Below are 15,536 nucleotides of genomic sequence, written 5' to 3' on the forward strand. Positions count from 1 at the left end.
AGAATGCACTCCATTTTTATAAATTTAATTTTGAATATATGAGTATTTTCACTACCATATTTGATCACAATCCATTGTGAAAATTTTGTAATAAGGTAATAGCCCTCAAATGAGGGCTATTACCTATAAGCACCATTATATTAAGTGATACTAAGCTCTAATTTCATACAAGTTAGAGCTTCTGTTTTTCTCAGCTTAGTTACCTCGATAGGTTGAATATCCATAAGGGCTAAGCAGTAATGGAATATGGTAGTGTTTTACTGAACCATCTGTTTGGAAAATCACCGGAACTTCAGGGAAGAAAGAATTTTGATTATTTTTCTTAAACCAGTCTCCTATTTTAAACGTGACTTTGTATATTGCATTATCTAAAGTTTTATTTTCTGGAAATAATGCCGTTACGCGGCCTTGCTCATTGGTTTTAGCTTCTGAAATCTGTATCCATTTTCCATTTTTCTGTTCTTCCAAAGTAACTTTTACATCAGGTGAAGGCAATCCACTTTCCAAGTTAAGTACATGCACACTTAAAGGATTTTGCGCCATTACCCAACTTGAAATAAATAAACTTCCAGCGAATAAAAATAACTTGTTCATATGAATTTATCCTGAATTAAATTGATTTAAATTTGTTTGAGTGTGATTTCTATACCCAGTTGTGCGCATTGATCATCTTGAATTGACCCACCTGCACCGGCTACACCAACTGCACCTAATACCTGACTTTTATAAACGACGGGCACTCCTCCACCTAAAAGTAATAATTCAGGTAAACTGGTTAAATTCTGTGAATCAACATTCTTCTGGGCATTACGCATAAATTGTAAGGTAGTCACCTTGCTTGAATATGCGGTAAAAGCTTTCCTTTGCGCTGCGATTAAATTATGTATACCCACGGTTTCATGCCGTTGACTTGCCAGGACATTGCCACCCTGATCTAAGATCACTACAGCCGCAGGTTTAGTAGTAGTGCTACAGGCTTGCATGACATTGGTTGCCAGTTGATTGGCGAGGTTTAGATCCATGACATAGCTGGTTTTAGGAGCTGAATATGTGATTGAACTAAATAGAAGTACTGGAATAAATAGAAGTTTTTTCATCATTTCTATTAAGCTAAATGAAGAGATAAATTAGCTTATATAAAATAAACTCACTATTGCATGACAATCAGATTACGAATTTGTAATGTAGGAATAGACAAATCCATATAATATTATTTAGATGCAGATACTTATTATTGAAGATGAAACCAAAATTGCTGAATTTCTAGCAAAAGGTTTAAATGAATCCGGCTATTTAGCCAGTATTGCTCATGATGGATTAACAGCACTCAGGTTGTTTGAAGAAAAAAACTTTGATTTAGTAATTTTGGATGTCATGTTACCTGAAATTGATGGTTGGCAAGTATTAAAGACCCTAAGGACATTTTCTAAAATTCCGGTACTTATGCTGACTGCGAAAGATCATGTCCTAGATCGAGTTAAAGGTTTAGAACTTGGTGCAGATGACTATTTAATTAAGCCTTTTTCTTATATTGAACTATTGGCACGGGTTAAAAGCCTGTTGAGACGAAGTGTAAAACCCGAGTCTGAATATTACCAGGTTGAAGATCTAGTTTTATATAGGTTTGAACGTACTGTTTATCGGAACCAACAGAAAATCGACTTAAGCGCTAAAGAATTTTCACTCTTAAACTTATTAATGCAACATCAAGGTGAATTGTTAACCCGATCTCAAATTGCATCTGAGGTGTGGAATATTAATTTTGATACGGACACCAATGTGGTAGATGTTGCTATTCGCCGTTTGCGTGCCAAAATTGATGATCATTTTCAGCCAAAATTAATTCATACTGTTCGGGGTATGGGATATCGTTTAAGCATAAATAAATGAAAAATCAGCTAACGCAACTCAGCTTAACAACACGCTTAAGTATTTCCTTCAGTATTATTTGTTGCACTGTATTTTTTGCTATTGGTTTACTTTCTTATCACAACATGCAGCACCTATTAGCCAAACAACGCGATCAGAATTTAACTGCACGTGTTGAACGCATCGAAATTTTTTTACAGGATCAAGCAAGTTTTCAGATTTTAGTTCAATACCCTCGTCTGTATGAAAATATGCTAGGGAAAGAAGATAATCTTTTAATCTTAAGAAACCCACAACACGCCTTAATTGAGATTAATCCACTGAAAGTTGCTATTCCCACTATGGCGGAATCAAAAACCATTACCTTTCTGGATAATCAATCTGAATTTGCCACAACCCGTTTGGCTTATAAAACTGTTATTTTTAATAATCAACATTACCAACTGATTGCTGGCACACAACTTGATGAAGCTCAATCTACTCTAGATCAATATTTATGGAAATTGATTCTCTATAGTTTATTGGGCATTGTCATGGCAAGCCTGCTCGGACGTTGGGTGGGTCTGTACTTACTCAAATCTTTAAATAATTTGATTGAGCAAACACATAAAATTCAGGGCACTCAACCACATCAGCGAATCGAAACTAAAAGTACTACCGTTGAAGTTGAGCAACTCCGTTCAGCAATGAATGCGATGTTAGAAAAAATTCAAATTAATTATGATCAATTGGCACGGTTTTCCGAAGATATTGCCCATGAACTAAGAACCCCCTTAAATAATTTAATGGGTCAAACACAAATTATGCTCATGCAATCTCGATCACCCCAAGAACTGGAGCAGCTTTTATATTCTCATCTTGAGGAATATGAACGACTCAGTAAGATGATAAACAATATGTTGTTCATCGCTCGTTCTGAACACAGCGATTATATTATTGATAAAGAAAATATTGATTTATCCAACCTTATTTTAGAATTGGTGCATTATTTTGAATTCTTAGCTGAAGATAGACAAATGAAATTTGTTTTGGAGTTAGAAAAAGGAATTCAAATATATGGTAATGAAGATTTATTAAAAAGAGCGCTATCTAATCTTCTCATCAATGCCATTGATTATGGATTCGAAAACCAAGACATTGTAATTACAACAAAATCTACAGCAGACTATGTCGATATTGAAGTGTTAACTAAAAATATTTTTATTGATAAACAGCATTTGAATCATTTATTTGAGCGTTTCTATCAAATTGATAGTAGTCGACATTCCAAAGCAAAAACTGGTGGTTTAGGGCTATCAATAGTTAAATCTATCATGATGTTACATAATGGGGAAGCAAATGCACATAATAGTCAACAAGGGGTTGTCTTTCGTTTAAGGATTAAATATTAAGCGATTATTAAAGAAATTATAAAAATAAAAATTTGATCTTGCGGTGTTTTAGACCATCTAAAATTAACATATTATGATTTAACCTGAATTTCTAATAAGAAATGAACTTGAAAGAAAGGTGGCTGAAACCATTAGGGAATTACCACATAACCTACGCCTTCAGTCCCCTTGTTCGATTTTACATATTGCTTCTGCATGATTGATGATTTATTTCAGAAATTCGAAACAACCTATTGGTAATTTTAAAACCCAGTAACAAGCATTCAAGAATGCAGTCTTCTCAATTGAAAGTTTCAGAAAGCATGTTCATCGCCATTTGGTATAAATGCTCTTATTTCAATAATTTCAAAGTATTTTTCTTTTTACTAAAATACAATAAAAGATATAAATCAGTCAGATAACTAGATTTTTAATAAGATAATTAAATATACATATAAAAAAACTTGATTATTCCTGTTTTTAGGGTATAGTTAACTCAACTAGAAAAAAGTCTTGTTTCATTAAATCTCTCTTAAGTATCGTCGTTTTATTCATAATTCTTCGTTTTTTTCAGATTTTAAGTTTCATTATTTATTATTTTCAAAGTTATATTCAGTCACTAAAATGACTAAAAATTATTAAAAAATCAGTAGGATTTATTATGTCAAACTCAAATGTTGTTAAAGGTACCGTTAAGTGGTTCAATGAAACTAAAGGTTTTGGTTTTATTCAACCAGAATCAGGTCCAGATGTTTTTGCGCACTTCAGTGAAATTGCCAACTCAGGTTTTAAAACCTTATTTGAAGGCCAACAGGTTGAATTTAGTATTGCTCAAGGTCAAAAAGGCCCGAATGCAGTCAATATTGTTGCCATATAAGCACTAATACGAGTTGAAAAAGCACTACTCAGTGCTTTTTTAATTTTAAAGAAAAAGTTGTTCTTCCATATTGGAAAAAAATCATAAAAATAGGATACAAATTGTTAAAAGTTAATGAATTAATTGCAAAATCTAAAAATGGTACTGAAATTATCGTTTCTTTAATTCCTTTAAATAAAATGCAGAATACACGTCAAGGTTTTAAAGAAATTGAAGTGGGTAAAAGAGTTCTGCTGGAATCGGGAATTGAGGTAGATTTAAATTTAGATGGTCGTACATTTTATACGTCTTTAAATCAATTATTTAAGCTAAATCAAAAAGTTATTTAAAAAATAATATATTGCTTAATTAATTGAATAGCCGCTCTGCCATAATCTTATTAAAGGTAAACTAATGTTGAAACAAAATCTAAATGTAAAAGACCAATTCGGTATCAAATATTCTATTCAGGCCACGGTTGAGCGCCATTTTAGTGCTAACCAGTCTTGTTCCCATGTCAAATATATTACTGTTGATGGTGAAGATATTCGCCCCAGCTTTGAAATGTTTTTCCAAAGTACTTCTAGCGGAAAAATTTTCAAGATTATTTAAGTCAATGAACTACTCGCAGCTAAAGCAACGAGTTTCCATATGTGGTTAATCTCGCACACCCCATCCACTGGCTCAGAATTAAGTTCTGTTTCTGAGTTAGATATGCTTCAAGTTTAACGCCTGAAATCATCAGTAAATTTACTATTTAGATACTTGAATCCAATACTATTTTAGCTAAAAAACAAAGCCAAAAATCTAAATAATATCTATATATTAACATTTTATATATTTTATGATTGATATAATAATTTTAAATTTCTAGTGGCTTAACTCGCCCTTAAAAGAGCGAGAATGCGCCACTAAATTTGTTCAAAATTTCAAAGCCATTCTTTGCTGTCATCTGCAACTGGCGTTCCATGCATGACATGCTGAATCATGGCATAGGCGATACTGCCCTTGAACGGAATCTCGGGGAACTGATCAAATTTGAAAAATTGCGCATCGCTGAGTTCATTTTCTTGAATCTGAATTTCCCCTGCATGATATTCTGCCTTGAAGGCCATCATCAGATTGCTGGGAAACGGCCACGGCTGACTGGCTAGATATTGAATATTTTTGATTTGCAGCCCCACTTCTTCCAGCGTTTCACGGCGTACTGCCTCTTCCAAGGTTTCTCCAACTTCAACAAAGCCTGCAATCAGGCTGTACATCTGAGTTTTGTTGCGGGCATTTTTTGCCAGCAGAATTTCATCTGTACCTCGGCTAATGATAGTAATGACACAGGGATTCACCCGCGGATATTGGTTATAGCCACAGGATGGACAGACCATGGCATACTGGGTGGCATGCTGCTCGGTGGCGTGACCACATTTACTGCAAAAGCGGTGATTACGGCGCCATTCCAGTAACTGTACCGCACGGCTGGCCTGTTCAAACTGTGGTCTGCTCCAGACTTGCACCAATTGTCTGATCGGCACCAGCTGATAACCTTCCGGCACAGGTTCATCTTCTTTCAGATCACGGGCAATGATCTCGCCATTTTCCGACAGGTTCAGGTCGTGCTGCAGTCTTTCTACCTGCGGCAACTGAAAATGGTCATCCACCAGTAATTGCTGCTGTCTAAAAATATACGCTTTTGAATGCATGCTCATACGATCCCCTGATTAAAAAAAATCCCATACAGAGGGGTGTATGGGACAAAACTAAGGAAGCTTACATGGAGTAACTTCTACCCAGATACTAGGCGCAAGCTGCCTGAATTACAACCATAATAATTTGTATCTTTTTGATTAAAATCACATAATTTTCACACCACCTATGCATTAAGGAATAATGCGAAGCGAGTTTCATCAACTGGCTTTAGCATTATAGAGATGAACAGTCTGTTATTGCAGCAATCATGATTTCTGTGCAATGCCAGAGGATCATTTGGTCGAGTTGAATTGACTCAACATGCGGGCTGATCGGTATTTTCACAAAAAATTGAACTGTCTGGCTTTACACTGCGCTATCTTTCACGGGTTCTGCGATCAGTATGCGTTTCGGTTTAATTCTGGGTGACCAGCTTCATCATCAGCTTGCTACGCTCAAAGCACTGGACCGTACCCAGGATGTAATCCTGATGGCCGAAGTTGTTGAGGAAGCCACGTATGTCACCCATCATCCGCAGAAAATTGCCCTGATTTTTAGCGCCATGCGTCATTTTGCTAAAGAGCTTAAAGCTGAGGGCTGGTGTGTACGTTACCATGCTTTTCAATCCGGCAGCCAGATTCGTAGCCTGCTGGATTTCGTGCAGGCGCAGCAACAGCTATTTCCCGTCACAGAATTAGTCATGACCGAATGCGGGGAATACCGCTTGCAGCAGCAGATTGAACAGCACTGGAGCCAGCAGCTGCAACTGCCGGTACAGTGTCTGAATGACGAGCGTTTTTTCTGTAGTCCGGAGCAGTTCCAGAAATGGGCCAGCCGCTACCAGACACTGCGTATGGAATATTTTTACCGGGAAATGCGCAAGCAGACTGGCTACTTGATGCAGGGCCAGCAGCCTCTTGGACAGCAATGGAACTATGACAGTGCCAATCGCAAGGCCTGGTCAGGCAGCCCAGCCTTGCCCGCGCCACTGCACTTTGAACGCGATCAGATTGATCTGGATGTGCTGGAACTGGTTGAACGTGAATTTTCCCCTCACCCCGGCAGCCTTGCCCATTTCCGCTGGGCCACCACGCGCAGCAATGCCCTGCGTGCACTGCAACATTTTGTTGATCACAGTTTGCCTTATTTTGGCGACTATCAGGATGCTATGGTTCAGGGAGCAGACAAGCTATTTCACAGCCTGCTCTCACCTTATCTGAACTGTGGCCTGTTGCTACCTAAAGAAGTCTGTGATGCCGCAGAAGCGGCCTACCATACCGGTCATGCAGCGTTAAATGCAGTCGAAGGTTTTATCCGGCAGATTCTCGGCTGGCGTGAATATGTCCGCGGGATTTACTGGCTGTACATGCCGGAATATGCCAGCCGTAATGCACTGCAGCACTCAGCGCCGTTGCCACAATTTTACTGGACCGGCCGTACCCGGATGAACTGTATGGCGGAGTGTTTCCGCAATACCTTTCAGCACGCCTATGCGCATCATATCCAGCGTCTGATGGTGACCGGAAATTTTGCCCTGTTAACTGGTATTGACCCGCAGCAGATTAGCGAGTGGTATCTGGCCGTCTATGCCGATGCCTATGCATGGGTAGAACTGCCGAACACGCTGGGCATGGTGATGCATGCCGACGAAGGCTTGATGGCGAGCAAACCCTATGCCGCTTCGGGCAATTACATCCATAAGATGTCGGATTACTGCAAGCACTGTAGCTACAATGTTAAAACCCGTACCGAGCCGGACAGCTGTCCGTTTAACAGCCTGTACTGGTATTTTATGATCCGGCATGAAGCGACATTCCGCAATCATCCACGTATGGGCATGATCTATCGGCAGCTGGATAAACTTCAAGATCGGCAGCAAATCATCAGCCATGCCCAGCAGCTCCTCAGCCAGATCAATGAGTTATAAACGATGAAAAAACAGCATCTCCCTGAAAAAATATGTATCCACTGCTTGCGCCCTTTTACTTGGCGCAAAAAATGGCAACGCTGCTGGGAGGAAGTACGATACTGTTCTGAACGATGTAAACGTGAGTCCAGACAGCGGTCAAAATAAAACGTTTAGAAACGCTTGTATTGCCGTGAACAATAGGCCCGTATTACATCGGGTGAACGCAGCTGTAGATGCTTGGTTTTTCGACCGGTCACGCGTTCACGCCACATTTTAAAACTTGATGCTTTCATATTTTTCCGCATCAAGCGGATCACCGCCGCTTCATTCAAACCAAACTCACGCTGGATGGCTTCAAATGGGGTGCGATCTTCCCAGGCCATTTCCATAATCCGTGACAGGTCCGCTCCTACATATTCAATTACTTGACGCACCACATACCCCTGATTGCTTTGATTTTTAAAATAAAAATTGAGCGATAAAATTTAAATTTATGTCTCTGTGTGTTTTGGTCAGATCAAGCTGACCGACATCATTTTAAAAAAATGCAGATGAATATTTTGTGATTTTTTTACCTGGATTGTATTTTATTGGAGTGCTATCGGGCTTTTGAGCTCAACCCGTGATCCAAATCCCTACGACCAAAGCCTGTCCTCGGGTCGTTGTTAATGACATCGCCTGGATCAGACGGTATGCTGATGCTAAAAAACACCTTGGGAAAATTGTGCTCGAAGTTATTGCTCAGCTCTGTGGCGGTATTGGTTTATTCTTGATTGGCATGATGTTAATGACCGACAGTCTTAAGGACATGGCCGGTGAAACCTTACGGCTATGGCTGACCAAATTTACCGGAACACCGTTGAAATCACTATGTTCTGGTATTGGTCTGACCTTAATTGTGCAATCCTCTACAGCCACGACGCTGGCGACTATCGGTTTTGTCGGAGCTGGAGTATTGAGTTTTTCCCAGGCGATTGGGGTGATTATAGGGGCCAATATCGGAACGACCAGTACCGGCTGGATGGTGGCTTTGCTGGGGGTTAAGTTTTCTATTGCCACTTTTGCCTTACCCATGATTGCTGTAGGCGCTTTGCTCAAATTGTTAACGCGTGGTCGGTTGGCATTATTCGGTTTTGTGCTTGCAGGTTTTGGCCTGATTTTCTTTGGAATTGAGCAATTACAGTTTGCGATGTCAGGTCTTGCTCAACAAGTCGATTTGTCTATTTTTCACTATGATTCATTTGGACAGAAGCTGTTTCTGGTCTGGATCGGACTGATCATGACAGTGTTGCTACAGTCTTCCAGTGCCGCCATTACCGCGACTTTAGCGGCTTTAGCCAGTACTGCGATTGACCTGCAGCAAGCCTTGTTACTGGTCATTGGACAAAATATCGGCACAGTTGCCACGGCGGTGCTGGCTGTGATTGGTGGCTCGGTGAATGCCAAACGGACTGCAGCGGTTCATGTGGTTTTCAATGTAGTCAGTGCGATATTTGCTTTCTTTTTGTTGATCCCTTTATTTAACTGGGTCGACCATCATATTCAATATATTGCTGAATGGGATGAAGTCGTCATTGTGGCAGCATTTCATACTTTATTTAGCTTAATCGGCGCATGTATTTTTATGCCGTTGATCCATCCCTTTAATCAGCTCATTTGTAAGTTTCTACCGCAGAAAAAATCAGGTGCCCTAGAAATTCTGGATGAATCTAATCTGGATATTCCAAGTGTAGCCATCATTGCTGCAGAAAAAGTGACTTTTCAAATCCTGATTCAGATGTTTGGGATATTACGTCGCGCATTTCAGGAAGGCATCAATCTGAGCCTAAAAGAATTACAACAATTAGATCAAGAGATTGAGTATCTAGAGGCCTATTTAGAAAAAATAGTCGTTCCAGAATATCAACAGGATAAACAGCGACTGACCTCTTTATTAAGGATGATGGTGTATATTCGGGTTCTACGCAGTGATCTGGAAGGTGTTCCCTATGCACTGGCTATTCGGACCCAACCACGGATTTATCAAGTGGCTTTAGATTTTTTAAATATTCTCGAGCATTATGTCACCCATCCAGATTTTTTAGAAAATGCTGAAAAGATTGAGAATTTTAAGCAGGAAGTGACCAGTCTTAAACAGTGGAGCGATGAGCATCGGGCCGACTTACGTGAGGAAGTGATGCAATATGCCACCTTGAATCGGTTGAGTGCAGCCAGAAGCTTAAAACTGCTTGCTGCAAAACGCTGGCTGGACCGATTAATCGCCCATACCAAAAGATTATCCAAGGTACTGGCCGAACGTTAACAACGAGAACAGCCCTGTAATGGTTTTTGGGTATAGGCAAGATGAAGGTTGGGCTAAATCTCGAAGGACGAGTTCATTTGGGGTGACTCGACTATTCAAAACTGAGTTCTAGACTCCATCTGATCATGCGAATGCGGTTCTGTCACGTCCCTACTGTTTTCCCATATGCATGGCCTGATCTGCTCTTTCGATGACATTTTCCAGTGTTTCATCGTATCCGACTCTGATTACACCAATAATTGCTGTGATATATACGGCTTCGCCATTTTTTAATAGTAAATATCCAGAGAACTTTGGTGCAACAAAGCCAATACAATATAAAACTATCTCTTTTTTTTGCGTCCGCGCATTCTAATTGGGTCGATTAAACAATCGGTAATTTTATAATTTTTGAAAAGGATAAATAAAATGACCAAGCGACAGCACCCCAAAGATGAATCGGAATCTAAAAGAGCTGAAGAACAGACAAATCAAGAGGATCTTCAGCCACAAAAGAATCCTAAAGATAAATCTGATGAGCATGAAATGCATAAATCAAGTCACTATCATCAGCACCATGATACAACAAGCAATTATAAGCAACCTCATTGAGTAGGATTCTATTACAGTAGAAGACTGAAGATATTCAAAAATTTTAAAGACAAAACTGCACAATATTTTGGAGTATGCTCGCATACGATAAAAAATGGAAAAATTTCCCAAGACCAGATTCGGAACTTGACTATAATGATTTACATGCTCCGAGTCAGTCATCATTCGGCTGACCCGGACTAATCAAGTCAGCTTATTCTTTATAAGTCTGCGTACTGTAGCGTTCAACAGCTAAGCGTTTCAACACTTTTTCATTTTTTGCATAATCCAAGAAGGCTTCAGCATAATCCAGTCCCACCTCTACACGTCGTTCACCGGTGATATTTTTAAAACTGCTATAAAAATCTTGACCATCTGCCAGAAAATTAATGGTAATCACCTGATAGGTCTGGTCTGGATTTAAAGCTTCATAGACTCCCTGGGTATTGCGAACTTTTAAGTTGGATATCCGTTGACCTTTGGTTTTGGATAAATCTACATCCCACTGTAGTCCACCCGCGTAGGGATAACTACCGGTATTGTTATTTACGACTGCATCCATCGCATCTTCAAGTACATTTTTAATTTCTAGCCCAGTCGCCTTCAATTGCACCAATGTGTTTTTAAATGGCAATACCGTATAAATTTTCTCTACAGAAATATCACCTTGGGGAAGATCTACCCTGACACCACCGCCATTTTGGATCGAGATATCGGCATTAAAATACTTTTTACCTTGTTGCAAAAATGCTTCAGCCACGAGTTGTTGCACATCACCGCCATGTTGGTTGGTAAAATCTGATTTATTACAGATGTCCCCTAAACTGGAACGTGAGGTATCTTTTGTCGTTCCGGGTACACGACGCAGGCATAGATTTTCTTGGGCATTGGCAACAATTTCCTTGCCCAATAAATTTTTAGCAACTTTATACGGTTCCAGGATAGCTAAAGCTGCAGCATTAGGTTGAATAATACGCAAGCTGTTACTGCTTTCAATATCTTTTTTAATCACATCCAATTCAGTAGTATTCAGGGCTGGAGCATCTTTAGCACTGCGCTTAAAATCATCTCCAATTAATACATTTGCTTTGCCGGTACATGCTTGAACTTTTCCGTTGGCATCAAAATTTACTTTTAACTGGCCAACCATATAAGCATATTGCCATGCTTGTACCACACAAACCGGATCACCCTCTTTATTTTTTAGGGTCGTTGGGTAGTCACCTTCAGGGCTTATCCCGTAGTTTTTCAGCTTAGCATCGGCCAGTAGGGTATGCGAATCACCGCCCACAATAACGTCAACACCAGACAATTGTGCAGCCAGTGCTTTATCCATGCCATAGCCTAAATGAGACTGTACAATAATCTTATTAATGCCTTGTTGCTTGAGCTGATCAATATAGTTTTGTGCAGTGATTACTTCATCTTTAAAAATGGTATCTGCATTGGGACGAGAGGCATTCTTGGTTTTATCTGCAATGGTTAAACCGATGAATGCAATTTTTTGCCCTTCTTTGTCCATAATGGTATAAGGTTTCACCAGATCAGTCTGGTAGAGTGCTGAGGTTTTTCCAAACTCGACATTGGCACTTAAAACTTGTGTTTTATTTTTACAGCGACCTTTATTATTCAAGAAACCAATAAATTTTTTTAAGCCTTCATCGGTATTATCAAATTCATGATTGCCTAATGTTAACGTATCGAAGCATACCGTATTCATGAGATCTGCTTCGGCTTCACCTTCTTTTAAAGTAAAGTACAAATCGCCAGTGATGGCATCCCCTGAATGAATTTTTATCGGGTTTTTCTCCGTACTGGCTAGGCTATTCATCAGTGCCGCAACTCGTGCAAAACCTCCATTTGAGACCTGGATTGACTCGCGATTACCTGAAGAGGTTTCCAGCAGTAATTTGGTACTTTCTTCATCCAAATGTGAATGGCTGTCGTTAATATGCAATACATTGACTTCCAGCGGTTGCGATTGAATGATCGCTGTTATATTCGTATTGTCTTTACTATTATTACACCCAGCTAAAAATATACTGGAAATCAATAAACTGCATGTGAGACCTGAATATTGATGAATGCTTCTATTTTTAAAGGTCACTGCTATTCCTGTTTGGCTATAATTTAACCACATATCATGTGGGACTATTGTTTAAAATTCATGAATTTAGATATTTTCCGCACAATAAAATAAGGAGAAATTTTATATTTCTCCTTATTGATTAAATCAACACAAAAATTCTAAAGCTCCTAGCATGGAGTTATTATCGAAACCTATCATTTAAGAATGTTTTGTTGTGCTCAGCAATGCAGCCATCCGCTATATGTCTTCAGTTTTTTAAATTGATACTTTATTCAATCAACTCAATTTACGTCTGCGTAGAGTGGAAACTAAAACAAGCCCGGCTAATGCAAAAATTGACCATACTCCCATGCTGCCACCACTTATTTCACTGCTATCAGGAGTGTTTGCTACATTCTCATTGAGGTCCATATCCACAATCACAGGATCATGATCTGAAGAACGGAATGCATCATCGCTATAGAATGCTGTGATTTGCTCTTGTGTTTTATATTCTTCATTATAATCCAAAGCTGTCGGCTCATCCGCATTGATGTGCCATGCAAAAGTACGCTTCACCCTTGGGTATAAGTTTGCATCGGCAATGGCATGGTCTAAGTTTCCTGAACCGCCATTGCCATTAGCATCACTGGCTACGCCAAAAATATAACTATAGGCTGCTTTACCCTGACCAATTTTTTCATCATTTAGCAAAACCTTATAATTGGCTTTTTCAAATGCCAATATTGGGTCTTCTTTAGCATAACTATTCATGTCACCGACCAGTAAATAATTGGGGTTATTCACTTTGGTCGGATTCGTTGCAATCCACTGCATCAATTTTTGTACTGCTGTTAAACGTGTCGCGTTCCAACAGCCCTGTCCATCACCTTGATCAGCATCTAACGAAGTTTTATCATCAGGACAACTGCCTTTAGATTTCAAATGATTCGGCACAATGGTAAAAACTTTCCCGCCAGATAGAGACTGGAAGCTTTGTGCCATCGTTACCCGATTCTTTTGAGTCTGATCATCATAGACCGCAGGTTCTCCCACGGTTTTAACACGCTTACTGTTATAAATAATAGCCACAGCAATTGCATCTGTACCCAGTTTGGTCATCTTCGGTGGAATGATATATTTCCAATCGCTACCTAAAGCTTTGGTGAGGTAAGCGACTGCACTTTTCTCATCATAGCCATTGTTTGCAATTTCCATTAATCCATAAACATCTGCATCAATCGCTTTCAAAGCAGTCACGATTTTCTGATGCTGCTTGTTAAACTCGGATTGTGAGGTTGCACCGCGTTCCGTAGGAAAACCTTGGGTGGTACCATTATCATAATTCAATACATTAAAAGCAGCGGCACGAATTTGTCTGGACTCTTTTGCGGGTACTGTTGTTCTTAAATTTGAGTCTTTAATGATTTCAGGCTGTGTTTTATTTAAAATAGGTTGAATACGCCATGTATTAAAGCGATATTCCAGAATCCCTTCAACATTTTTCAACTGATAGCCACTTCTTAAAGTGTTTAATGCATTAAAGTTTTGCGGCAGCCATGGGGTTCTATTTTGATTGTTATAACCATCATCCAGGATAATTTTTGACAATAAATTTTGTTTGGCCAAATTGACGGCTTCAAGTGATTTTGCTGGATATAAATTGGTTGGAATATATAAGCGCCCCAAACTTAAGGATAGCTCACCATATCGCCCATAATTATAATTTTCACTAATGGTTAAAGTCTGCGGTATTTTGACCAGCATCCCTTGATATCGTTTAGGGCTATGACCTTCTGCATCTGTCAGACTTGAGAAGGGCAATTGTAAAGGAGTGGCACTAACCAGGTTTTCAGCTTGCTGATTGCAAGTTTGAATATTACTGCTGAGTTGATCAATCTGTAACTGGTTTTGATAAGATGTGAGGCGACCTTGAAAAATAACCTCTTCACCTACTTTTCCGCCAGTCACTGTACTACTTGCGGGTAAATATACAAAAATGGCGTTGCTTAAGCCAAGTTTAGCTTTACTGTCTGGGGATTGAATATAAAACCCGGAAAAACCATTTTGGTAACGATAATCAGCAGTGATGACTCCACGAACGATATATTGCTGATTGAGTGCAGCGGTTTGTAAGTCTGCAATTGGCGTATCGGCCGTACTGCAACTGATTTCAGCCAAGGTAGATTCAGTATTGACTGCACCTAAGTAACTGTTGAATGCATTTCGTTCAGACCATTTAGACCATTGACTTTCTAACTCAAATGCTGCTGCAGGATCGATCGAAGTGACATTATTTGAAGTTTTAGTACGTGACAAACTATTTTGATAACTACTAAAACTGACTCCCCAACCAGTGCCTGGATCTTCCCCCACTCGACCAAAACGATCTATTGGCGTACCTTTATACAGCAGGACAAGTGTATCATCCCCATTAAAAGAAAGTCCTGCAACCTGATCAACTTTAGAACCAATTTCTGTCTGTAATTCTGAGCGACCAATAACGTATTTTGTTTTGCTTGCCAATGTACCTTGTAATGGAAAAGCTGCTGACTTAGTGGTTGATCCATTGCTAAATTGCTGAATTTCATAATCTGCTAAATTTACTGTACTACCATCAGGATTATAAATTTCTAATCCTTTACGGTTAGAGGAACCATCAATATATTGACTGAACATGAGTTGTGCATAGCTTGGAAACGAACAGCCTAATAAAGCCAAGCTGAGACATAAGGTATGTGGTTTTAAAGTCTTCATATTTTTTAATGTTTGTTAAAATTTTTATTAGACTAATTTTTGTACATTACATCGTTATGAATGATTGATGACAGTTTTGCTAGAAAAATATAAGATGCTGTTTTAATTCAGTAAGTATCGGTTAAAGCACCTCCTAAATAATCCATACAATT

At 39.2% G+C, this 15,536-nt stretch carries 16 protein-coding genes; 9 read left to right on the forward strand and 7 right to left on the reverse strand.

Features of this window, described 5'->3' with window-relative positions; all coding sequences use genetic code 11:
* Positions 1-195: 195 nt before the first annotated feature.
* Both uraH and ABJ384_RS15180 read right to left on the reverse strand, forming a co-directional pair.
* Complete coding sequence (gene uraH / locus ABJ384_RS15175) at positions 196-594, reverse strand: hydroxyisourate hydrolase (RefSeq protein ID WP_349929775.1); 399 nt, start codon at positions 592-594, stop codon at positions 196-198.
* A 26-nt stretch (positions 595-620) separates the two neighbouring features.
* Positions 621-1,097: a heme-binding protein gene (locus tag ABJ384_RS15180; RefSeq protein WP_349929905.1), complete on the reverse strand. Its 477-nt coding sequence runs from the start codon at positions 1,095-1,097 to the stop codon at positions 621-623.
* 121 nt (positions 1,098-1,218) lie between these two features.
* On the opposite strand from ABJ384_RS15180, the gene ABJ384_RS15185 reads away from it, so the two are divergent.
* From ABJ384_RS15185 to ABJ384_RS15205, 5 genes are all read left to right on the forward strand, one after another.
* Entirely contained in the window at positions 1,219-1,890 is a 672-nt protein-coding gene (locus tag ABJ384_RS15185) for a heavy metal response regulator transcription factor (protein WP_349929776.1), read from the forward strand.
* Positions 1,887-3,260 (forward strand): heavy metal sensor histidine kinase, encoded by a 1,374-nt coding sequence (locus ABJ384_RS15190; protein WP_349929777.1) that lies wholly within the window; start codon positions 1,887-1,889, stop codon positions 3,258-3,260. The genes ABJ384_RS15185 and ABJ384_RS15190 overlap by 4 nt, the downstream gene beginning before the upstream one ends.
* A gap of 640 nt (positions 3,261-3,900) precedes the next feature.
* The gene (locus ABJ384_RS15195; protein ID WP_019837890.1) at positions 3,901-4,116 is read left to right on the forward strand and encodes a cold-shock protein; all 216 of its coding nucleotides are present in this window, start codon (positions 3,901-3,903) and stop codon (positions 4,114-4,116) included.
* 101 nt (positions 4,117-4,217) lie between these two features.
* On the forward strand, positions 4,218-4,445 hold the full coding sequence (locus ABJ384_RS15200; protein WP_004761266.1) for a hypothetical protein: 228 nt from the start codon (positions 4,218-4,220) through the stop codon (positions 4,443-4,445).
* A gap of 64 nt (positions 4,446-4,509) precedes the next feature.
* On the forward strand, positions 4,510-4,707 hold the full coding sequence (locus tag ABJ384_RS15205; RefSeq protein WP_349929778.1) for a hypothetical protein: 198 nt from the start codon (positions 4,510-4,512) through the stop codon (positions 4,705-4,707).
* Between the two features lie 19 nt (positions 4,708-4,726).
* On the opposite strand, the gene ABJ384_RS15210 is transcribed toward ABJ384_RS15205, so the two are convergent.
* Both ABJ384_RS15210 and nudC read right to left on the reverse strand, forming a co-directional pair.
* Positions 4,727-4,837, reverse strand: a complete 111-nt coding sequence (locus ABJ384_RS15210) for a helix-turn-helix domain-containing protein (protein ID WP_349929779.1) — start codon at positions 4,835-4,837, stop codon at positions 4,727-4,729.
* 187 nt (positions 4,838-5,024) lie between these two features.
* A complete protein-coding gene (gene nudC / locus ABJ384_RS15215) occupies positions 5,025-5,798 on the reverse strand; it encodes an NAD(+) diphosphatase (protein ID WP_349929780.1) in 774 nt (257 codons plus the stop codon).
* Between the two features lie 383 nt (positions 5,799-6,181).
* Between nudC and ABJ384_RS15220 the strand changes: the two genes are divergently transcribed.
* Together ABJ384_RS15220 and ABJ384_RS15225 are read left to right on the forward strand one after the other, a co-directional pair.
* Positions 6,182-7,705, forward strand: a complete 1,524-nt coding sequence (locus tag ABJ384_RS15220; protein WP_349929781.1) for a cryptochrome/photolyase family protein — start codon at positions 6,182-6,184, stop codon at positions 7,703-7,705.
* 3 nt (positions 7,706-7,708) lie between these two features.
* The gene (locus tag ABJ384_RS15225) at positions 7,709-7,852 is read left to right on the forward strand and encodes a DUF2256 domain-containing protein (protein WP_349929782.1); all 144 of its coding nucleotides are present in this window, start codon (positions 7,709-7,711) and stop codon (positions 7,850-7,852) included.
* Positions 7,853-7,857: 5 nt separating this feature from the next.
* Here the strand turns inward: ABJ384_RS15225 and ABJ384_RS15230 are convergent, their stop codons facing one another.
* Positions 7,858-8,076, reverse strand: a complete 219-nt coding sequence (locus ABJ384_RS15230; RefSeq protein WP_349929906.1) for a TIGR03643 family protein — start codon at positions 8,074-8,076, stop codon at positions 7,858-7,860.
* A gap of 335 nt (positions 8,077-8,411) precedes the next feature.
* Here ABJ384_RS15230 and ABJ384_RS15235 point away from each other — a divergent pair, with 335 nt between their 5' ends.
* Positions 8,412-9,989 (forward strand): Na/Pi symporter, encoded by a 1,578-nt coding sequence (locus tag ABJ384_RS15235; protein WP_349929907.1) that lies wholly within the window; start codon positions 8,412-8,414, stop codon positions 9,987-9,989.
* Between the two features lie 408 nt (positions 9,990-10,397).
* On the forward strand, positions 10,398-10,580 hold the full coding sequence (locus ABJ384_RS15240) for a hypothetical protein (RefSeq protein WP_349929783.1): 183 nt from the start codon (positions 10,398-10,400) through the stop codon (positions 10,578-10,580).
* Between the two features lie 193 nt (positions 10,581-10,773).
* Here the strand turns inward: ABJ384_RS15240 and ABJ384_RS15245 are convergent, their stop codons facing one another.
* Entirely contained in the window at positions 10,774-12,699 is a 1,926-nt protein-coding gene (locus tag ABJ384_RS15245; RefSeq protein WP_349929784.1) for a 5'-nucleotidase C-terminal domain-containing protein, read from the reverse strand.
* A gap of 225 nt (positions 12,700-12,924) precedes the next feature.
* A complete protein-coding gene (locus ABJ384_RS15250; RefSeq protein ID WP_349929785.1) occupies positions 12,925-15,384 on the reverse strand; it encodes an ExeM/NucH family extracellular endonuclease in 2,460 nt (819 codons plus the stop codon).
* Positions 15,385-15,536 lie beyond the last annotated feature (152 nt).

The sequence above is a fragment of the Acinetobacter sp. A1-4-2 genome (genome assembly GCF_040233925.1).
GTDB lineage: Bacteria > Pseudomonadota > Gammaproteobacteria > Pseudomonadales > Moraxellaceae > Acinetobacter.